General features: G+C 36.8%; 26 protein-coding genes and 1 riboswitch. Of the genes, 23 read left to right on the top strand and 3 right to left on the bottom strand.

Features of this window, described 5'->3' with window-relative positions:
• Window positions 1-66: 66 nt before the first annotated feature.
• The 23 genes from tkt (at window position 67) to FCJ93_RS03240 (ending at window position 17205) form a co-directional block, all read left to right on the top strand.
• Entirely contained in the window at window positions 67-2064 is a 1998-nt protein-coding gene (gene tkt / locus FCJ93_RS03345) for a transketolase (protein ID WP_137742928.1), read from the top strand.
• Window positions 2065-2167: 103 nt separating this feature from the next.
• Window positions 2168-2968: a histidinol-phosphatase HisJ family protein gene (locus FCJ93_RS03340; protein WP_137742927.1), complete on the top strand. Its 801-nt coding sequence runs from the start codon at window positions 2168-2170 to the stop codon at window positions 2966-2968.
• A 287-nt stretch (window positions 2969-3255) separates the two neighbouring features.
• Complete coding sequence (locus FCJ93_RS03335; RefSeq protein ID WP_137742926.1) at window positions 3256-4095, top strand: undecaprenyl-diphosphate phosphatase; 840 nt, start codon at window positions 3256-3258, stop codon at window positions 4093-4095.
• 117 nt (window positions 4096-4212) lie between these two features.
• Window positions 4213-4665 carry a DUF7878 domain-containing protein gene (locus tag FCJ93_RS03330; protein WP_095309680.1) on the top strand — a complete coding sequence of 151 codons (453 nt, stop codon included), beginning with the start codon at window positions 4213-4215 and terminating at the stop codon, window positions 4663-4665.
• A 129-nt stretch (window positions 4666-4794) separates the two neighbouring features.
• A complete protein-coding gene (locus tag FCJ93_RS03325) occupies window positions 4795-5157 on the top strand; it encodes a PadR family transcriptional regulator (RefSeq protein ID WP_137742924.1) in 363 nt (120 codons plus the stop codon).
• Window positions 5118-5885, top strand: coding sequence for a VanZ family protein (locus tag FCJ93_RS03320; protein WP_137742923.1), 768 nt, complete (start codon window positions 5118-5120; stop codon window positions 5883-5885). Before FCJ93_RS03325 ends, FCJ93_RS03320 begins: the two co-directional genes overlap by 40 nt.
• Before the next feature lie 14 nt (window positions 5886-5899).
• Window positions 5900-6391 carry a VanZ family protein gene (locus FCJ93_RS03315; protein WP_095309675.1) on the top strand — a complete coding sequence of 164 codons (492 nt, stop codon included), beginning with the start codon at window positions 5900-5902 and terminating at the stop codon, window positions 6389-6391.
• Window positions 6392-6577: 186 nt separating this feature from the next.
• Window positions 6578-6781 carry a helix-turn-helix transcriptional regulator gene (locus FCJ93_RS03310; RefSeq protein WP_095309673.1) on the top strand — a complete coding sequence of 68 codons (204 nt, stop codon included), beginning with the start codon at window positions 6578-6580 and terminating at the stop codon, window positions 6779-6781.
• Between the two features lie 2 nt (window positions 6782-6783).
• On the top strand, window positions 6784-7182 hold the full coding sequence (locus tag FCJ93_RS03305; RefSeq protein WP_095309671.1) for a hypothetical protein: 399 nt from the start codon (window positions 6784-6786) through the stop codon (window positions 7180-7182).
• A gap of 33 nt (window positions 7183-7215) precedes the next feature.
• Window positions 7216-7884 carry a response regulator transcription factor gene (locus FCJ93_RS03300; protein WP_137743066.1) on the top strand — a complete coding sequence of 223 codons (669 nt, stop codon included), beginning with the start codon at window positions 7216-7218 and terminating at the stop codon, window positions 7882-7884.
• Window positions 7881-9245 carry a sensor histidine kinase gene (locus FCJ93_RS03295; RefSeq protein WP_095309669.1) on the top strand — a complete coding sequence of 455 codons (1365 nt, stop codon included), beginning with the start codon at window positions 7881-7883 and terminating at the stop codon, window positions 9243-9245. Before FCJ93_RS03300 ends, FCJ93_RS03295 begins: the two co-directional genes overlap by 4 nt.
• A gap of 136 nt (window positions 9246-9381) precedes the next feature.
• Window positions 9382-10293, top strand: coding sequence for an ABC transporter ATP-binding protein (locus FCJ93_RS03290; protein WP_137742922.1), 912 nt, complete (start codon window positions 9382-9384; stop codon window positions 10291-10293).
• Complete coding sequence (locus tag FCJ93_RS03285; protein WP_095309665.1) at window positions 10290-11000, top strand: ABC transporter permease; 711 nt, start codon at window positions 10290-10292, stop codon at window positions 10998-11000. Before FCJ93_RS03290 ends, FCJ93_RS03285 begins: the two co-directional genes overlap by 4 nt.
• A complete protein-coding gene (locus FCJ93_RS03280) occupies window positions 11001-11729 on the top strand; it encodes an ABC transporter permease (protein ID WP_137742921.1) in 729 nt (242 codons plus the stop codon).
• A gap of 244 nt (window positions 11730-11973) precedes the next feature.
• The gene (locus FCJ93_RS03275) at window positions 11974-12315 is read left to right on the top strand and encodes a hypothetical protein (RefSeq protein WP_137742920.1); all 342 of its coding nucleotides are present in this window, start codon (window positions 11974-11976) and stop codon (window positions 12313-12315) included.
• Between the two features lie 43 nt (window positions 12316-12358).
• Complete coding sequence (locus tag FCJ93_RS25345) at window positions 12359-12670, top strand: DUF3885 domain-containing protein (protein WP_235879403.1); 312 nt, start codon at window positions 12359-12361, stop codon at window positions 12668-12670.
• A gap of 7 nt (window positions 12671-12677) precedes the next feature.
• Window positions 12678-13064 carry a DUF3885 domain-containing protein gene (locus FCJ93_RS25340; protein ID WP_235879402.1) on the top strand — a complete coding sequence of 129 codons (387 nt, stop codon included), beginning with the start codon at window positions 12678-12680 and terminating at the stop codon, window positions 13062-13064.
• The gene (locus FCJ93_RS03265; RefSeq protein ID WP_137742919.1) at window positions 13036-14310 is read left to right on the top strand and encodes a hypothetical protein; all 1275 of its coding nucleotides are present in this window, start codon (window positions 13036-13038) and stop codon (window positions 14308-14310) included. The genes FCJ93_RS25340 and FCJ93_RS03265 overlap by 29 nt, the downstream gene beginning before the upstream one ends.
• A 14-nt stretch (window positions 14311-14324) precedes the next feature.
• Window positions 14325-14771 carry a hypothetical protein gene (locus FCJ93_RS03260; RefSeq protein WP_137742918.1) on the top strand — a complete coding sequence of 149 codons (447 nt, stop codon included), beginning with the start codon at window positions 14325-14327 and terminating at the stop codon, window positions 14769-14771.
• Window positions 14772-14795: 24 nt separating this feature from the next.
• Window positions 14796-15242, top strand: a complete 447-nt coding sequence (locus tag FCJ93_RS03255) for a DUF4275 family protein (protein ID WP_137742917.1) — start codon at window positions 14796-14798, stop codon at window positions 15240-15242.
• A gap of 1 nt (window position 15243) precedes the next feature.
• Window positions 15244-15573: a DUF6980 family protein gene (locus FCJ93_RS03250; protein ID WP_137742916.1), complete on the top strand. Its 330-nt coding sequence runs from the start codon at window positions 15244-15246 to the stop codon at window positions 15571-15573.
• A gap of 29 nt (window positions 15574-15602) precedes the next feature.
• A complete protein-coding gene (locus FCJ93_RS03245) occupies window positions 15603-16406 on the top strand; it encodes a hypothetical protein (protein WP_137742915.1) in 804 nt (267 codons plus the stop codon).
• Window positions 16407-16692: 286 nt separating this feature from the next.
• Window positions 16693-17205 (top strand): hypothetical protein, encoded by a 513-nt coding sequence (locus tag FCJ93_RS03240; protein WP_095309698.1) that lies wholly within the window; start codon window positions 16693-16695, stop codon window positions 17203-17205.
• A gap of 164 nt (window positions 17206-17369) precedes the next feature.
• Here FCJ93_RS03240 and FCJ93_RS03235 read toward each other — a convergent pair whose 3' ends face one another.
• The 3 genes from FCJ93_RS03235 to FCJ93_RS03225 form a co-directional block, all read right to left on the bottom strand.
• The gene (locus FCJ93_RS03235) at window positions 17370-17684 is read right to left on the bottom strand and encodes a DMT family transporter (protein ID WP_095309648.1); all 315 of its coding nucleotides are present in this window, start codon (window positions 17682-17684) and stop codon (window positions 17370-17372) included.
• Window positions 17684-18025 carry a DMT family transporter gene (locus tag FCJ93_RS03230; protein WP_095309646.1) on the bottom strand — a complete coding sequence of 114 codons (342 nt, stop codon included), beginning with the start codon at window positions 18023-18025 and terminating at the stop codon, window positions 17684-17686. Before FCJ93_RS03230 ends, FCJ93_RS03235 begins: the two co-directional genes overlap by 1 nt.
• Window positions 18026-18093: 68 nt before the next feature.
• Window positions 18094-18190: riboswitch (guanidine-I (ykkC/yxkD leader) on the bottom strand.
• A 462-nt stretch (window positions 18191-18652) separates the two neighbouring features.
• Window positions 18653-19432: an amino acid ABC transporter ATP-binding protein gene (locus FCJ93_RS03225; RefSeq protein WP_137742914.1), complete on the bottom strand. Its 780-nt coding sequence runs from the start codon at window positions 19430-19432 to the stop codon at window positions 18653-18655.
• Window positions 19433-19444: the final 12 nt, after the last annotated feature.

Genomic DNA, 19444 nt, shown 5'->3' with positions numbered 1-19444 from the left:
GATGCTGAGGATTATCGCTATAAAACCTCAGCATCTAAGAATTAAAAAACACTGGAGGTTCTTAATATGACTACAAAGAATTCAAGGATTTCTGAATTATCGATTAACACAATTCGTACGTTAACAATAGATAGTGTAGAAAAAGCACAACACGGACATCCAGGAATGCCAATGGGAGCAGCCCCTATGGCTTATAGCCTTTGGAAAAATATTATGAATATTAACCCTGAAAACCCGAACTGGTTCAATCGTGATAGATTTGTATTATCAGCTGGACATGGGTCCAATTTACTGTACAATTTGCTGCACCTTTCAGGGTATGATGTAACGATAGAAGATCTGAAGAACACAAGACAGTGGGGAAGTAAAACACCGGGTCATCCGGAGTATGGAATAACTCCTGGAGTTGAAGCAACTACAGGACCACTTGGACAAGGTATTCCTGTAAGTGTTGGGATGGCTTTGGCTGAGAGACATTTGGCGGAAACATATAATAAAGATGGTTTTCCTATTGTAGACCATTACACATATACAATTTGTGGTGATGGGGATTTGATGGAAGGTGTATCCTATGAAGCGGCATCGCTTGCAGGACACTTGGGACTAGGACGTTTAATTGTGTTATATGATTCCAATAATATTAGTTTAGATGGCGAGCTAAACTTGGCTTTTTCTGAAGATATTAAAAAACGTTTTGAATCGTGTAACTGGCAATATTTATATGTTGAAGATGGAAATGATATTGAAGCTGTTCATAAGGCATTGTTAGAAGCGAAAGCAGATGAAAACAGACCGACTATTATTGAAGTAAAAACAGTTATTGGCTACGGTTCACCATCTTTACAAGGAACAAATGAAGCGCACAGTGACCCTTTAGGAAAAGAAGAAATCGAACTTACGAAAAAGTTCTATAACTGGGAACACGATGAATTTCATGTGCCTGAAGAAGTATATGAAGACTTTAGCAGTATTAAAGAGAATGGAATTGCAAAAGAAAAAGCATGGAATGACCTCTTTGCCGCATATCAAAATGAATATCCAGAACTTGCTGGAGAGCTAAAGCGAATCATCGCCGGTGAGCTGCCGGTTGATTGGAAGAGTGGACTTCCTGAATATAAAGAAGGTGAAACACTTGCAACACGAGTTGCATCCAGTGAAACATTAAATCTACTTGCTGATAAATTACCTGAATTGGTTGGTGGGTCTGCTGATTTAGATTCATCAACAAAAACAAGATTAAAAAATTATGTAGACCTTAACAGTCAAGATTATTCTGGAAGGAACGTTCGATTTGGTGTAAGAGAATTTGCGATGGGAGCTATTGCTAATGGACTTGCACTACATCATTTACGCCCATTCGTAAGTACGTTTTTTGTTTTCTCAGATTACTTGCGTCCAGCAATCAGACTAGCTTCCTTGATGGAACTTCCAGTGATATATGTGTTTACGCATGATACAATTGCAGTAGGACAAGATGGACCAACTCATCAACCAGTTGAACAGCTTGCTGCATTTAGAGCAATGCCGGGAATTTCTGTCATCCGGCCTGCAGACGCAAATGAAACAAGAGAAGCATGGAAAATAGCTGTGGAAGAAACGGGGCATCCGACCATATTAGTGTTAGGTAGACAAGGATTACCCACATTGCAAACGACAGAAACGCTGGCAACCGAGGGCGTCCGCAAAGGAGCTTATATTGTATCCAAAGCTTCAAATAAAGCTGTTGGAATTATCATTGCTGCTGGTTCTGAGGTTGCTTTATCAATTAAAGCTCAAGCCCGTTTAGCTGAAGAAGGCATCTACGTGAATGTTGTAAGTATGCCATCATGGGATCTTTTTGATAAACAGTCACAACAATATCAAGAAAGTGTATTGCCTGGCAATTTACAAAAACGTTTAGCAGTGGAAATGGGTTCTAAGCTTGGATGGAGAGAGTATGTAGGAAGTGAGGGGGCAGTAATGAGCATTGATACATTCGGTGCATCGGCTCCTGGAGACCAAGTCATTGAAAAATATGGTTTTACTGTAGAAAACATAGTAAATAATTTTAAAGCATTATTGTAATGGATTGTAACAAAAAGGTAGCCAATGTGGTTACCTTTTTGCTTAACTGAATAAAAACGGCAGGGAGTAGTGGTGATTCCAATAAAATGAGGTGAAATTAGGCATGTATCTTACTGAATATCATCATCATACAGATAATTCGTTTGACTCCAAAGCTAGAATGGAAGATGTCTGTGCTGAAGCTGTAAAAAGAGGAATCGACGAAATTTGTTTTACAGAGCACTTTTCAGTCAATCCGAATCTTCCAACGTATGGTCATCTCGATTTTGAACAATATTTTTCTCAAATTCATCATGTGCAGGATAAATATAGAGGAAGACTTGTAATTAAAGCTGGCATCGAACTTTGTGAACCTCATTTAATGAAGGATGAATACAAACAAGCACTACAAGAATTGGAATTAGACTTTATTCTTGGCTCCGTTCATAATATTGATGAAATAAAGCTGAGAAAATACATGGGAGATAAAAAGCCGTTCGAGGTGTATCATGATTATTTTACAGAAGTTTATAAGCTTGTTTCCGAGGCAGATATTGATGTGATAGCTCATCTGGATTTAATGAAACGCTATGCGATGGAGTCGAAGGGCAATTACCAGTTTGACGATTTTAACGAAATTTTGGAAGCGATACTCAGAAAGGCTGTCGAACGAGGAATTGGTATTGAAATCAATACCTCGGGTATTTCTAATATGAAGGTTAATGAGCCGTTTCCGACACAGAGCATTTTAAAACTATATAAATCTCTTGGTGGTGAAATCTTGACAATCGGTTCTGATTCTCACCGAGTAGAAACGGTTGGTTCTAACCTTGATGAAGCCCTAAAGATGGCTAAAGCCGCTGGATTTAGATATATTCATACATTTAAGAAACGAAAAGTACATGGATGGCCACTTCAAATATAGTGGGAAAAGGTTCGGAATAGACTAAGTAGACTTGCAGGCTGTATTTTTAAATGGTCTGTTATGCTGATGTTTGTTCAGCTATTTTTTCGTCACTAACAAAATTCTTCCCTTTTTAACTTCTTTGGGGGAGCTGTATCCCTTATGGAAAATGGCAATATTTCATATATGAGTCACTTAATATTTTTTTGAAATATGAATGTAACTATACTTTGACTTAAAATAGGTTTAAAATACTATGGAAGTATTCTTCCATACTTCTAAATAGATTAAGAGTAGGAGTCAAAGGAATGGATTTCATAGAATTGTTAAAAGCCGTCATACTAGGGCTCGTTGAAGGATTAACAGAATTTGCACCGGTGTCTTCAACTGGTCATATGATTATTGTTGATGATATGTGGTTAAAATCAAACGAGTTTTTAGGAAAGTATGCTGCGAATACATTTAAAATTGTGATTCAGCTTGGATCGATTTTAGCGGTCGTCATAGTATTCAGAGAGCGGTTTATTGATCTATTGGGTCTAAATCGGATTCTTAAAAAGAAAGAGGAAAATAAAGAAGAAACTAGCCATCTTAAACTAACTCATATCATTGTTGGCTTACTTCCAGCTGGGGTTTTAGGTGTGTTGTTTGAAGATTTTATTGATGAGAATCTATTTTCAACCGAGACAGTTCTAATTGGGTTATTAATTGGAGCGGTTTTTATGATTATCGCAGATATATTTGGATCCAAAACTCCTAAAGTTGTTACAGTAGACCAAATTAGCTATAAACAGGCGTTAGCTGTGGGGTTCATTCAATGCTTATCACTCTGGCCAGGTTTTTCACGTTCAGGGGCAACGATCTCTGGCGGAGTAATGCTTGGGATGAATCATCGAACTGCTGCGGATTTTACCTTTATTATGGCCGTACCAATTATGGCGGGTGCAAGCTTCTTATCACTATTGAAAAATTGGCAGTATTTTACGTTAGATGCCCTTCCATTTTTCGTTGTAGGGTTTATTAGTGCATTTGTTTTCGCATTAATATCGATTCGCTTTTTCCTAAAGCTAATCAATAAAATAAAGTTGATTCCATTTGCGATTTATCGGATTATACTTGTCTTTGTTATTTATTTACTTTATTTTTAATTAGGCTTTGTTAAAATGATTTTGGGCACATTGCATGGAATCAGAGAGAAAATGAGCCAAAAATCAACACCGACATATAACAGAGCCTTTAAATAAAAGACAAGTGAGTGTGAAAAGATGAATCCTTTAAGGTTGGAATTCAAATTACATAAGTATATTTCAGTGGATCGGAAATTGATCAAGCAAAGAAACGGCAAATTGTTAGTCGATATTCAAGGCGATTTCGAAATGTATATCCATAATAAGTGTTTTTTTAAAGAGCCTTCTCTTGCTCTCCTGGAATTAGGAGTAGCTTTAACAAAATGGGATCGTGTCAGAGATTTTACTTACTATACAATCGAGCATGATGAACGAGAAGGCCCCCTATTAACATTTAATAATAAAGGTGAAAAGGGCTGGAGGTTATTTTCCATCTGGCAGCTATTTGAATCCGAAGATTCATTATCGATCGAAATGATAACGACAGAGGTTGAATCTTTTTTACAAGATTTAGATGAAGAATTGGTCAATACTTATGGGTTCAATATTGAAGGTTTCTTAAATAGAAAAATAGGGTTCTTTGGAATTTAGAGGATTGGTTCAGAAATGATTCAATCCTCTTTTATATTTTATGGAGAAGATAAGTTACCAATCAACCTTGTTATACGATGTACTAATGTGATACGATGTACTTGGGATTATATAGAAGGTGGTGTGAGGATGGATAAAGAAATTATGAAAGGCAGCATTGATATTTTGCTTCTTTCTCTCTTGAATCAGCAGGATATGTACGGCTATGAGATCGTTAAAACATTAAAACAGAATAGTAATGAACTTTACAACATGAGTGAAGGAACGCTCTATCCTGCATTAAAACGATTAGAGACGAAAGGTTGGCTTTTATCTTATTGGGTAAATGCTGATAACGGTGGCAGAAGAAAATATTACCAAATCACAGAAGATGGGAAAAGAGAATTAGAGAAGAAATTAACAGAGTGGAATCAAATCAATCAGCTAATTAAAGTATGTTCGGAGGGAGCGACTTGGATAAAGAAATTGAAGCCTACATTGAGCAAATTGTAAGTCGAATTAATTGTAGTAAAGAAGAACGGGTAGAAATGATCGATGAAATTCGTGATCATCTCTCTTTATTGAAATATGACTTTGTTGCTCAAGGTCTTTCGGAAGCGGAAGCAACTGTGAAGGCTTTGAAACAATTTGGCGATCAAAAGCAAATTTCAAATGGACTGCAGGAATCGCTCTTTCCATATTACAAATGGTTTAAAATCGGAACTTGGGTCATGTTTAGTTTTTATGCTGCAGTTGTTCTATATAAGCTACTAATTGAGAGAATCATTAATATTATCGCTGATCATTTGAATGGGTTTCCTATTAGTAGGTATGTATTTCTCCCTCCGGATTCCGAAAGTTATTTTCATTTAGAGGTATTACAACTAAACGCAAATATTATTCCATTTAAAAACACGTTAACTTATATAACGGGATTAGATAAATTTAATTTGGATGTTATCATTCATAATACATTAGGAAATATCTTGATTTTTTTGCCTTTAGGAGTATTTTTGCCTTTACTATTTAAAAAGTGTCGTCCATTTACCAAAGTTCTTCTTATTTCTGTCATCATTAGTATTTTCATTGAATGCTCGCAGCTTATTTTTATGCTAGGGCAATTTGATATCGATGATATTATTTTGAATGTAAGTGGGAGTTTGGTAGGTTTTCTTCTTTTTAAAAGTTTTAAAAGCATTGGGGAGTTTTCAAAGAAACCTAGTTTTAAAAAAGTAGTGTAGTAGGAGAGACAAAAATGAAATTCGTTGTCAAAGTAGGATTAGCGGTTGTATTTAGTTTTTACTTGCTTGTACTTACAAAGCTTATCCTGATTAAATACCTAAGTATTCAAGAAATTATCAGTCATTTTACCTTTACTTATGAGGGAATGTGGAATAAGCACAATTTTATTCCATTTAAAACAATTGGCTATTATTTATTTTTTGCAAATGATATTAATTTTAGTATACGAGTTGAAAATTTAACTGGAAATATTATCGGATTTGCACCCTTTGGCTTTATGTTTCCATTGTTATTCGCCAAATTCCACGGCTTTAAAAATGTCGCGATCGCAACATTTTGTTTAAGCTTAACCTTTGAAACACTTCAGCTCATTTTTAAATTTGGAAGCTTTGATGTAGACGATTTAATCCTGAACACGATTGGAGGAATGTTAGGATATATTCCGATAAAGCTTGCTAGTTTGTATATGAATAATAGAAAATTAAAGCGCACATTCGTAAGATAGCATATATTAATGGCTTTGTTGCTGTGCGGATGGTTTTTTAGCTATGACCCTAATTGTCGTATGATTTTTGCGAAGTTAGGGTTTTTTATTTTCAAGAAGGTAAAGATATCTTTACATTGTGAAAATGTCGATGTATACTATTTGTAAAGATATCTTTACATGTTTCTCAAAAAGGAGAAGATGTTTTTGAAAGTTAAAAATCGAATCAAGGAAATTCGTCTGCAAAAAGGGATTAGCCAAATCAAAATGGCAGAGGATTTACAAATTACAAGGCAAACGATAAATGCGATTGAAAAGCATAAATACAACCCCAGTTTAGAGTTGGCGTTGAAATTGCTTAAGTATTTAGATGTGACGGTTGATGAATTATTTCAATTGGAGGAGGATTAAGGGTGGAAAAGTATAAGACGTTAATTATTGCGATAACAGTCATTGGTGGGATGAGTTTGGGATTTTCTTTAGGAAAACTGTTCATTCCTGACCTACCGTCTGCATTAGTTGCTGCAGGAATTGGCGGCTCGATAGTTGGGGTAGCCCTTGTTATAACAATAGGGAAAATAAGGCAAAAACAAAAAAAGAATAATGTCCCGGATGTAGATGAAAGGACATGGAGCAATATGAAGAATTTTTATGCGATTTCTCTCTATTTTGTCCTTTTTGGGAGCATGCTTCTTGTCTGTATTTTATTTATCTCAGGCATAAAAACAATAGAATTAGGGGCAGTTAGCATTTATTTGTTACTTTTATTTATGCTCCTTGTCATAGGTACGCATATCGTGAGAAGACAGTAGGCAGATTATGTGATGGAGAAGAGGGAAAGAATGATGGTCCATGTACTCTATATTGAAGATGAGAACGAGATTGGCAGTTGGGTAAAAAAAGATTTAAAGAAAAGAGGCTATGAGGTTACATGGCTAACATCGGGGGAAGGGGTTGAGCAGTATATTTCAACTGCTGACCTCGTAATATTGGATGTTATGCTGCCTGGCTTGGATGGTTTTTCTATTGGCAAACGCATAAAAAATGATAATGGAAATGTTCCTATTTTAATGTTATCCGCTCGCACTGCGATTGAGGATAAAATTGAGGGGCTTGGCTTTGCTGATGATTACTTAACAAAACCTTTTCATCCCGATGAGCTTGCTGCCAGGGTGGAAGTGCTTTTAAGAAGGTTTCAAAAAAACGATGAACTGATTGAAATTGGCCATCTTGCTGTTTATCCAGAAGATTTAAGGATTATTAATAAAAAAACAGAAGAAGAAATTCAATTGACCGGCAAGCAATATTATTTATTTCAATATTTTATTCGTCATTTAAATCAAATTTTAACGAAAGAGCAGCTCTATGAAGGGGTTTGGGGAGAAGCTTATATTGAGGGTGACAAAACACTGATGGTGCATATTCGCTATTTGCGTGAAAAGTTGGAGGAGAATCCGGCGAAACCAAAAATCATTGAAACGATTCGGGGAATTGGCTATAGGGTGAAGTTATGAAAAAGTTTTTCAGATCCTTATTAGCTAAATATATGCTCATCATTTTGATGGCAATTTTTCTTGTTCAATTTGCTTTTATAATTATCGGAACTTTTTTCATAGGAATTGAGTCAAAATTTGTTTCTGAAGACGTACCCACCGCAACAGAAATAGAAGAAAAATGGCATAAAGAGGCAAACAATTTGCAGTCTTTTAGTAAAGCAGAAATTTCACAGCATTTTGCGCAATGGAAAAAACAATATCCTGATGCATCCATGTTTTGGGTGGATGAGAGAGGGGACTTAGTCGAAACGGTTGATCTGAAAGAAGAGTTGCCACAGCAATGGACCGCTGCCTTTATGGCAAAATTTATTAAGGCACGCTATGGCGGTGAACCATTTACTGTGATTGCTTTTTTAGGAAAGGATGAAACCAACGGTTTTATCGTCTTAGAGCTTCCGCGCAAGGAGTTTCAACCCCCTCTTCAGCAGGCATCCAATGACTACGCACTATTCGTTTTCATGGGCATGGCTGTCATTATTTTGTTATTTCTGTTCGTGTCCTTTATGTTCTTTCATAATATTCGAAAACGGCTGTTAAATTTGCAGGCATCGATGACAACTCGGGACGTGGATGGATTGCCTGTACAAACGGCTGTGAAAAAGTATGATGAGATTGGCCGGCTTGAGCAAACTTTTAATGAGATGATTCAGGAACTGAAAGAAGCGAACGAGAGGGAAAAAGAAGAAGAGCAGTTGAGAAGAGAGTTGATCGCTAATCTCTCTCATGACTTGAGGACACCGCTAACAAAAATGCGAGCACAAATCTACTCTTTAAGTAAAGAAAATGGTTTAGGAGAGAAACAAGCTTCCATTGACATGCTTGAAGCTTCCATTGTTGACATTGATCGGCTAATTGAAAACTTGATGTCGTATACTTTATTAATCGCAAGCAGGTATAAGCTGGAGAAAAAAGAGGTTGATGTGATTCGGTTAGTTCGGGAATGTTTAGCAACATGGTATTCTGTGTTTGAAAAAGAAGAATTTGAAATAGAGGTTGAACTGCAACCATTTGAAAACAATCAATGGTTTGTCGACCCTTCTTGGCTCGGTCGTATTATCGATAATTTACTGCAAAATGTCCTGCGGCATGCACGGAGCGGCCGATATATTCAAGTGAAAACAGAATCCACTGAACGATATGATGCATTCTTATTTACCGATCGAGGAAAAGGAATGCAGCATGTTTCCAATGAAAAAGGAGCTGGGATTGGTTTATCAATTGTGGATATGATGGTGAAAGGAATGGATTTGGATTGGGAAATTAGTTCAACTGAGACAGGTACATCGATTAAGATCATGAAATATAAAAAACGTGTGTAAAGGGGAATGTTTCTCTTTTGCACACGTTTTTTATGGTTATGCTGATAAAAACAAGTGATTTTTAAACAGATTTTAAACTTTCATTATCCTTTATTTTAACCTTCAAACATTATGATTGTTTTTGAGGTGAGAAAAAATGGATCATGTAGTGATTACGAAAGGCTTAACAAAAAGCTTTCGTCAAGAAAAAGCAGTGGATTGTTTAGATTTAAAAATTAAAAAAGGAGATATATATGGATTTTTAGGTCCTAATGGTGCAGGGAAGACAACGACGATTCGAATGTTGCTTGGTTTAATGAAACCGACATCGGGAACGATTGAAATTTTTCAAAAGGATTTAAGGGCGGAACGAATTAGCATTTTAAAAAGGGTTGGTTCCTTAGTAGAGAATCCCTCCTATTATCCACATTTAACAGCTTACGAAAATTTAGAGGCTGTGAGAAAAATTTTAGGAGTTTCAAAATCAAGAATTTATGAAGTCTTAAAAATTGTTCGTCTCACAGATGTCGCCAATAAAAAGGTAAAAGGATTTTCATTAGGCATGAAGCAGCGCTTAGGGATCGCTACTGCTTTATTGGGTGAACCTGAATTGCTGATTTTGGATGAACCAACAAATGGGTTAGATCCATCTGGAATCATTGAAATTCGTCATTTGATTAAACGTCTCTCAACTGAATTTGGCATTACCATTTTGATTTCGAGTCATCTATTATCGGAAATCGATCAAATTGCCACTACAGTTGGCATCGTTTCGAAAGGGAAGTTGATTTTTCAAGATTCCATCGAAATCATGCGCCAATTCGCGCAGAAAAATATTATCTTAAAGGTTAACGATGGGGAGAAGGCTTGGCGCTCTCTTTTGGCAAAAGGAATTAAATCAGATTATCAAGATCGTCAGCTTCTCTTATTAGAGCATTCGAATGAGAAGGTGGCGGATGTTGTACGAATACTTGTTGAAGATGGCTTCTCTATTTATCGAGTTGAAGAAGAGAAGCGTTCTCTCGAAGATATATTCTTGCAAATGACGGCAGAGGAGCAGGCAATATGATCGGAAAATTAGTTGAAGCCGAATTTTTAAAAATTAAAAGAAAAGGATTTTGGTTTTTAACATTTTTAGGTCCGTTCGGTGTCATTGCCTTACAGATGGTCAATTATGGAGTAAGAAAAGAATATTTGCTCAGGCAAAGTGATGATGACTGGGGGTATTTTCTATTGAATGTATCCTCGTTTACACCACTTGCACTCGTTTTAGGAATCGTGATTTTAACATCATTTATGACAAGTATTGAAAATGAGACAAATGCTTGGAAGCAGCTTGTAGCTCTTCCAGTCTCCAAGTGGAGCGTCTATTTGTCAAAATTTACAGTGCTAGCCGGTTTGTTATTGCTTTCTACAGTGCTTTTAACCATCTTTACGATCCTATACGGAACGGTTTTAAACTTAGGCCATGATATTCCCTATTTAGAGATTATCAAATACAGCTTTTATCCCTATCTAGCTGCATTGCCTGTACTGGCTTTACAGCTATGGATTGCAACGGTCAGTCATAATCAAAGTATTCCGATTACTGCTGGAGTACTTGGTGTGATTTTCACTTATTCAGCCCATATTCTTCCTGATTGGATGATATGGAAATGGCCATCGTTGATGAATGATTGGAATGAACCTGTGATTAATGTCTTTTTAGGGATTGGAGTAGGGTGTTTGTTGTATATCATTGGCATGTTTGATTTTATTAGAAGGGATGTTAAGTAGATGCTCTCAGTTCTTCAGTCAGAGTGGTATAAACTAAGAAAATCAAAAATCACCTTCATTCTTTTTGTTGGTCCCTTTGTGGGACTTCTGATTGGGTTGCTCTTTAATTTAACTATTGAGGGAGAAATCAATCAATGGTATATTTTGGTGCTTTCGATGAATTTAACCTATGCCCTTCTATTTTTACCTTTAATAACAGGTGTTTTAGCAAGTACAATTTGTAGATACGAGCACCAAGCAGGGGGCTGGAAGCAGTTATTAGCAATGCCAGTTGCGAGAGGAAAAATATTTTTGGCAAAGTATGTATTGCTGATGCTGCTTGTGTTTGTCATTCAACTTCTTTACCTTGTTTCTATCTATGGGGTGGGAATGATAAAAGGCTATACAGATCCTTTTCCCATTGAGATTATTTGGAGAGGCATTATAGGTGGCTGGGTTGCGACGTTTCCACTTGTTGCCCTTCAATTGTGGATGTCTATTCTTTTTAAGAGCTTTGCTGCACCGTTGACCGTGAATGTGATTTTTACACTACCAGCTATTTTAGCGATAAATTCTGAGCGCTTTGGTCCTTTTTATCCATGGGCGCAGCCATTCTCGATGATGTACGTTGGCGGCAACACGGACGATCTATTTTTTATTCCATGGGAGCAATTAATAACGGTTGTTGGAGGCAGTTTTGTGCTATTTTTCCTTGGAGGGTATTTTTATTTCCAACGAAAAGCAGTGTAATGAAGAAACTGCAGGAGTGCAATAGAACAGAGAATTGTTTAATTCCGGAAAAATTGAGGTGATTTCCGGAGAAAATAGGATTAATTCCGGAAAAACTGAAGGTAATTCCGGAAAAAAACGATTTTTTCCGGAAAAAGGGTGTCCCAATCAATTTTGGGACGCCCTTTCTGTTCATCCTGCCCAAAATTCAGGGAAATATTGTATAATGAGCATTAAGACCAAAATATGTGGAGGGGGAACCGAAGTGTTGTGCGGTTGTGAACATAGTATTCCTGCAAGTCTAAAAATAGAAGGGGATGTGGGCGCAGATCCACTTTGGTGTGCGAATTGCGGTTACAATATTGATATTGCAGATTTACCGCTTTCCAATAATTTAGTAGCGGCATTGTCTTCATGGAACATGACCTATGGAGAGTGGATTGATTGGAATACAGATAAATTAAAAGAAGATGGTATTCAATTAGAAAAACAATTTAATAGAGCAGGAGAAGCGTTAACGGAAAAAGTGAGAAGAGAGATAGGGCATATTTATGGTATTACGTTTGTTCCTTCGACAAGCGCCCGACTATATTCGGAAACTTCTTGATAAAGGAGCGGCCTTGAAAACTTGAGGAACGGAGAAAATGATCATGGAGTTAAATCAATATATAAACGAAGCTTTTCCAGGACTAGTTATAAAACCAAGCCTCTACTGGCAATGGAAGTCCAGCATTCATTTCAATCTTGCTATGGAGCTCTCTCCATTTAAAGATGGAATAGATAAGTTAAATCCTCAGTATTTTAAGGAGACTTACGAGAAGGCCATTCTCTATTTCAATGAGCTTTTCTCAGATGATGATGAAATTTTTTTAGTTACCAATTACTATCACCATAAAAAACAGAGGATAAGCAGACATAAGCTGAAGGTTTACGCGCATTACATAAAAAAACAAGGATATTAAATTTCGATTGCAGCAAAAAATTTGTCCGTATGTCTTTGAGGAAGAAGAAGAGGCAAAGGATTATTGCACTTCCCAATTTTCGCTGCTATGCCGTAAGCGGGATATTCGTTATCCATTGCTGCTTGAAGCGATCTGTAATCAAGATTTTCCTTCTTTAAAACCAAATCTAAGACATCGAGATAGCGTGTATTCACCAAATGTATTTTTTATTAATGCCAGTAAAGATATTATTTTCTTTATTTACGATGATCGAGGCTGTGAAGTTATTGCCAAAGACTTTGAAACAATTCGCCCTTTATATGAAAAATATACTGAATGGGTGGAGGGACATCGTCAAGAAGAACAATACAAGGGAGATATGATCAATGAAATCAAAGATCAAGCAATGGATTGACTTAGCAAAGAAAAAATTTGGCCTCGAGGATTATAAACTAGCAGATTACCGGTTTTCAAGACGGGTCAATATTTTCAATGAAACAGAATATACCTTTTCGATGGAGTGGTTTCCAAGTGATGAAACAGAACGAGAAGATGAAGATTCAAACCCGCCTGGAACGGCAGCCATTGAAATCAATGTACATACAGAAAAAATTGAAAGTATCATTTTTGTCATGGGAAAAACGTATGCCAAAAATGGAGTTGAGTTTAAAACTCGTAAACTTGAGGAAATGATAACGTGGATTGAAGAGGAAACGGGGCTCGTCTACGGGGAGCAATTTCAGCTTCATCGACAAGAGGATGGAGAGTATCGCTTCAAGGAGTGTTATAAGGGAGTGGCGGTGTCACCTTCCGGCTTCATTGATGCTCGGGTTGATGAGGAAGGAAGATTGATTTCTTTTTCCGTTCATGGTCAATTTCCTGCTAAGGAAATGGTGGAGGAGGATACATTTTCCCTTACTCTTGATTCTATCGAGGCATTGAAAAAAGACCAGGTAAAACTAATCGAATTCCCTTCTTTTGAACAGAAAAAAATCTTTCCTGTTTATGCGCTTGAAGAAATATTTGTGACAAATGATGGTGCAGAAACGATCCCTTTTGAAGTTTTTGTTGATTCAAGAGGGTATCTCAAAATAGATGAAATGATCAGTTGGGAAGAGCCTATATCTCTTCAGCCATTTGAAAGGGAAGTGTTTGATTGGAGTGAAGATATCACAGCAGAGCAAGCTTTTTCTTCTGAGCCGGCTCCAGATTCGTTTCCGATTACGAAGGATGAACAAGAAAAATGTTTAAGGATCGTAAAAGAGGTATTAGCTCAAGAATATCCTGAGCAGTCCGGGAAGTGGAACTTGAAAACATTACATCGGGAGAAAAGATTTATTCATGCGATCATTCGAGCTAATGAACAAACAAACCGTGTATTTCAGAGAAAATTAATGGTTATCATTGATGCTGAAAAAGAAAAGGCGATAAATTTAATTGACAATAACATGATGTTGGATGTTTTTCATGAATTTGAGGTTGCGGAAACAGTAGCAATAACGAAGGAAGAAGCTTTTGCAAAGCTTGAAGACCATTTTGAATTAACGCCAATCTATGTCTATGATTTTGAACGGAAGAAATATCGATTATGCGGAAAATTGGATTGCCATTATGGAGTTCATGCAGGAAGCGGCAAAGTTACTTTTTTAGATGATCTGTAGGGGGAGATTGAAGATTGAATTGCTGGAGAATAACAAAAGATACGGATGAGTGGACTTGTTTTTCAGAAGTAGGGACAAAGCTAGAGTATGAAGAATATATCATTACGGAGGAAAAGTATTTAGAGGCCATCAAGACATTTTGGGATGAAACAGGAGTAAATCAGATATATATAACAGCTTTGGAGCAGTGGTCGGACGGAGTAGAAAGTCAAAATGCCCGCAAGTATCTCTCTAATATTTGGATAGGAAAAGCAATCAAGATCGATGAATTGCTGCAATTAGCTCAACATACTCTGCGTAATGTATGTTGGTGCAAAGTAGAAATAAAGAATCGATTTTTTGTACATTTTGGTTATGACTATTATATGTATATCGGGACGGATAGAGATTGTCAGAAGGCGATCGCAAAAACGCAGCAATCAGGTCTAAATGTTGAGGAATGTATCTCACCTTATAAATGATTTTTTTTAAAAGGATGTGCTTAGTTGGAGAATAGAGTAGGGCTGATTCAAGCTTTTAAAAAGAAAAGAGTGAAGGTAACGGAAATTCCGAAATGGGGAACCTATCTCCGCAAGAAATGGGAAGACGAATTTGTTCATCATTTGACTGTGCAGGAGAAGGAAGATATTTACTTATATTCGAGCCATTGGGCTAGTGGTTTTTTATGGCATGTATTTAGTTATGATAAAAGAAAATATTTACAATTTGATGAAGCAGATAAGGCTTTTGAAAGTGAAAACAAGAAATTTTGCTATCTGTTTTTTCAGCATTACGATGATGCCTATATTCTTGAAAATGCTACAAAAGTAACCGCAGCTGATTTTAATGAGGAAGAAGATGTATATATAGTGGATAAGGACTTTACTTGGACGTATGTCAGAACTCATGATAGCGGTTATCTTGGTCCTTATTTTTCGAGAAAAGGAGAGTAGGATGACAAAAAAGCATTGCTGTAAAACGATGATGGTACAAGTAAATTCAGTATGTGAACAACATGAAGATCCGTTTGACTGTCCAGATCAATTAATCGACTATAACGCAAAATTTGATGAATATGGCTTGATTATTCACGATGGAGGTTCCTCTAGTATGCTCATTTCATTTTGTCCATGGTGTGGAGAAAGGCTCCCTGTATCAAAACGAGATTTATGGTTTGATAAACTTGAAAAATTAGGTTTTGATAATCCGTATGATGACAATATCCCAGAGGAATTTCAATCAGAAAAATGGTATAACCACAGTGCAAAGGAGGGTTTTAAATAGAGTATTTAGAGCTATATTACAAGAAATATATGAATACAGTAAAACCCACTGATTATATTGAATGGGCTGTGGATTCTCTATGCCTAGATGTACGCGAGATTAAAAAGTTAGCCAGTATGAGTATAGAGCAAGCATTAAATCCATTTGAAATTGAGCAGCTGTTTGATGCTGCGATGAGAGCGATTCAATGGGGCGTACCAACGAAGGAAGAATGTATAAGCTATTATATGAAATCCCTTCATTCTAAATTATTGCTACCGAATCAAAATGCGATTCTTATCGTAAAAGAGTTATATGATTGTGCTGTGGCAAACGACTTATTTGAAGAACAGAGGAATTGGCAGGAAGTAAGTGATGCGATTGCGGATTTTGAGTATGGAGGCAATGTGCAAGGTATGTCGGTAGAACGGCTTTACGAAATGATCATTCATTGTGCACGAAAATTATGGCATACAAAGATAAGTAGCGTCACTTTTCAACAATTTATTGGGCAAAAAATTACTGATGTTGAAACAGGCGTTCATTTTACCATCTTATTTGAAAAAGGAGCATTGACGATTGAATGTCCATGGCGTATTCGTAACGCTGATGCAATCCTTTTAGGAGAAACTGATGTGAACGCTAATCAAAGAGAGTGGAAGTCTATGAAGGAATTATTGGCAGGTAAAACGATAGAAGATGTTCAATTATTGGAGCAGTGCCCATTACTAATTGTGCAATGCGGTGACTGCTTTTTGGATGTTTTTCATGCCAGCTCTTTTTTCGATGGTTGGACTTTATCAGATGATGCTGATTTTTATCTCTTTTCTATGCATGGGGGAAGTATCGCATAAAAGTGAGTGCAACCATTTTTAGCGAAGTAAATCATTAAAGAAGTTGCGATGTTTGTTAAAATGAAGCAATGTCCAATTGCAGCTAATGAAAAAGCGTGTATCAAGATTAAGATTTTGAAATCGTAAAGAAGCTTCAATAAAATGGTTAGTAATCTCAACCTGCAAGGAATGAACATGAGCAGAGTATGGTGCTAAAAAGAGAGTGTGCGAAGTGCCCATCATTTTTGTCCTAAAGGAAATGAGGGAAGAGGATTTTATTGAGAGAAAAAGGATGGGTGGGAGAACCTTGAGCATAAAAGAAATCACAACGAATGTATTACCAAGAAAAATAATAACGGCATCTATAGCAGGTTCTTTATTTGCCATATTGTTTGGGCTCGTTACACCATCTCCATTTGGAGATGAGATCAATTCGATAAAAGCTTACTTGTGGGCATTTGTAATGGTTACTCCAATATACTTAATGTACAGTTTTCCCGTTATTTTTATCTACGGAACAATTACATCTATTATTAGTGATCTGCTAGCGAATTTAATTACTAGGGGCAAATTAAAAAGAATGGAAAATTATATATCTGTTTTATTTCATTTGCTCTTTGGTGTCATATTGCTGTGGATCAGCTTGTCAGCTTCTATCGTGTATTTTGTGGTTGACAGATTTTTAATGAAAAAGAGAGATAGCTACAGATGGATCAATGCCCTGCAAAGTTTAGTATTTCCGCTCTTCGTATGGCTTATATTCATGGGAATAATCTGGTTAGTTGATTTTCTGGAGAATTGGCCAGATTTTTTAGTCTAGGAATTAGCGTCTCGGATATCTTCGAGACGCTTAAAATGTAGATGAATTTTGATTGCAAACGTGTGTCGTTTGAGGAGTGGAGTAACCATGAGTACCGCAAAGTAACGAGAAAAGGGAGCGTTTGCGGGCGGCATGAGCGTTACGACAATATTTGCTATTCTATACTATGAAACCAGTTTTAAACCAATTGCAGCACTAATCACGACTCCGATAAAAAAGATTCGTTTCCAGTCTTTGGATTCTCCGTAAAAAATCATCCCAATGATCGTACCGCCGACAACACCCATCCCTGTCCAAATCGCATAAGCCGTCCCCATTGGGATCGTACGCATGGAGTAACTTAATAGAAGAAGGCTGGAACCGAAACCAAGCGCTAAAAGTATTAACGATGTCCACTTTCTTTTTGTGTGCCATTGATTAATCATAGCCACGCCAAATGCTTCTAAAAATCCGGCAATAATTAATGAGAGCCATGCCATTAATCTTCAGCTCCTTTCTCCGTTTTTTCTTCCGTAACTACTTTTAAGCCAATCACTCCGATTAATAATAGTGCGATTAGGGCGACTTTGGCCCATCTAAAGGGTTCATTGAAAAATAAGATTTCGGATATAACGGTCCCTGCTGCTCCAAGCCCGACAAATACCGAATAGACGGTTCCAACAGGCAGCGTTCGACCTGCTGAAATCATGAGGTAATTACTAATAATAAGTGCAACAATCGTTCCGGTCCAAGTCCAAAAACTATAAGCATGCGCTAAACCAATCACCCAGAATACCTCTAAAATGGCAGCGATAATTAGTGAAATCCAGTTTCGATTCAATTTGAATACCTCCTCTTAAAAGTGACGCCAAACAAAAAAAGCCCTGAGAGAATGCTGTCAAATACAGTATCTCCCGGGCTTTTATCCCTCCGTGACACAGCTATTGCTGTGAGTTTTCTCTCGGACCAGACCAAATGAACTTGCGGAACCCTAGAAAACATTTTAAATATGGTGTTGTAATACGGATTGTTTTGTTCGAATGACCTTAGTGCTGGTTATTCCGTTCAAACCAATACGCATAAAATGAGCAGCTCTTTTTTTAAAATGCTTATCTGCTTTTTGTTTGGTGTTTAATGTTCAATTGTCTTTTATTATACACACCTTTAAGAAATCTTCAAGCCTTTCGAATGATGAAGGTACGATAAATTAGCATTTGTTTCTTGTCCATTCATTGACTGGTATAAGGGAAAATCGTTTTCAACCTTGAGAAAAAATGAATATTTTTTTGATTCCTAACTTTGCTTTTATTTCAGTTAAATTCCTTATTATCGTTTGAGTATTTATCCATGCTGCTGTCGCTGCGAAAACGGCTGATGATGAAAATATTCATATCATTTAACACCTCATTATTTGCATATGTCTTATTTTACCGCAATGATGAAGGTGTTTTGCAACTAATAATCTAAGTTATAAAATCTGCGCCAAAAATAATTTTGTTCGTTCGTGCTGAGGATTATCGAAGATTTGTTCAGGTGATCCAGATTCGATAATTTCGCCATGATCAAATAGGACAATCCGATCGGCAACTTGGCGAGCAAATCCCATTTCATGTGTTACGACTAGCATTGTCATTCCTGATTCAGCCAGTCTTTTCATAACATCGAGCACCTCTTTGACCATTTCAGGATCGAGAGCGGAAGTCGGTTCGTCAAATAACATAATTTTTGGTCGCATGGCTAAAGCTCTGGCGATTGCTACCCGTTGTTGCTGACCTCCGGATAATTGCCCAGGATATTTATTGGCTTGTTCCGGAATACCAACCCGCTCTAATAATTCTAAAGCAATTTGCTCCGCTTTTTGCTTTTTCCATTTGCGTACCCAAATAGGGGCTAATGAGATGTTTTTCAAAATGGTCATATGTGGAAATAGATTAAATGATTGAAAGACCATCCCGGTTTCCTTACGAATCTCTTCGATATTTCGTAAATCATTCGTTAAGTTGATACCATCAACAATGATTTTGCCATCTTGGAATTCTTCAAGTGCATTAAGAGTTCTTATAAAGGTCGATTTTCCTGAACCTGAAGGTCCTAATACAACAACAACTTCACCTTGTTTCACAGAAAGATTAACATTTTTCAAAACATGTAAATCTCCAAACCATTTATTCAGGCCTTTTACGGTAACGATATCTTCCCGCTCCTCAAGAGGAGTGGTTAACTTTTCAACTGCAAAAACACTCTCCATTTTTTCACTCCC

Origin of the sequence: Robertmurraya siralis (genome assembly GCF_005502275.1) — a bacterium.
GTDB classification, from domain to species: domain Bacteria; phylum Bacillota; class Bacilli; order Bacillales; family Cytobacillaceae; genus Robertmurraya; species Robertmurraya siralis.
Note: the sequence above shows the minus strand (reverse complement) of the source record. Positions and strands in the feature narration are given on the sequence as shown.

Excerpts from the sequence above, each read along its gene's own strand:
- tkt (WP_137742928.1), top strand. The coding sequence starts at position 67 with ATGACTACAAAGAATTCAAGGATTTCTGAATTATCGATTAACACAATT.
- FCJ93_RS03340 (WP_137742927.1), top strand. The coding sequence starts at position 2,168 with ATGTATCTTACTGAATATCATCATCATACAGATAATTCGTTTGACTCC.
- FCJ93_RS03335 (WP_137742926.1), top strand. The coding sequence starts at position 3,256 with ATGGATTTCATAGAATTGTTAAAAGCCGTCATACTAGGGCTCGTTGAA.
- FCJ93_RS03330 (WP_095309680.1), top strand. The coding sequence starts at position 4,213 with ATGAATCCTTTAAGGTTGGAATTCAAATTACATAAGTATATTTCAGTG.
- FCJ93_RS03325 (WP_137742924.1), top strand. The coding sequence starts at position 4,795 with ATGGATAAAGAAATTATGAAAGGCAGCATTGATATTTTGCTTCTTTCT.
- FCJ93_RS03315 (WP_095309675.1), top strand. The coding sequence starts at position 5,900 with ATGAAATTCGTTGTCAAAGTAGGATTAGCGGTTGTATTTAGTTTTTAC.
- FCJ93_RS03300 (WP_137743066.1), top strand. The coding sequence starts at position 7,216 with ATGGTCCATGTACTCTATATTGAAGATGAGAACGAGATTGGCAGTTGG.
- FCJ93_RS03295 (WP_095309669.1), top strand. The coding sequence starts at position 7,881 with ATGAAAAAGTTTTTCAGATCCTTATTAGCTAAATATATGCTCATCATT.
- FCJ93_RS03290 (WP_137742922.1), top strand. The coding sequence starts at position 9,382 with ATGGATCATGTAGTGATTACGAAAGGCTTAACAAAAAGCTTTCGTCAA.
- FCJ93_RS03285 (WP_095309665.1), top strand. The coding sequence starts at position 10,290 with ATGATCGGAAAATTAGTTGAAGCCGAATTTTTAAAAATTAAAAGAAAA.
- FCJ93_RS03280 (WP_137742921.1), top strand. The coding sequence starts at position 11,001 with ATGCTCTCAGTTCTTCAGTCAGAGTGGTATAAACTAAGAAAATCAAAA.
- FCJ93_RS25345 (WP_235879403.1), top strand. The coding sequence starts at position 12,359 with ATGGAGTTAAATCAATATATAAACGAAGCTTTTCCAGGACTAGTTATA.
- FCJ93_RS03265 (WP_137742919.1), top strand. The coding sequence starts at position 13,036 with ATGAAATCAAAGATCAAGCAATGGATTGACTTAGCAAAGAAAAAATTT.
- FCJ93_RS03250 (WP_137742916.1), top strand. The coding sequence starts at position 15,244 with ATGACAAAAAAGCATTGCTGTAAAACGATGATGGTACAAGTAAATTCA.
- FCJ93_RS03245 (WP_137742915.1), top strand. The coding sequence starts at position 15,603 with ATGAATACAGTAAAACCCACTGATTATATTGAATGGGCTGTGGATTCT.
- FCJ93_RS03235 (WP_095309648.1), bottom strand. The coding sequence starts at position 17,684 with ATGGCATGGCTCTCATTAATTATTGCCGGATTTTTAGAAGCATTTGGC.
- FCJ93_RS03225 (WP_137742914.1), bottom strand. The coding sequence starts at position 19,432 with ATGGAGAGTGTTTTTGCAGTTGAAAAGTTAACCACTCCTCTTGAGGAG.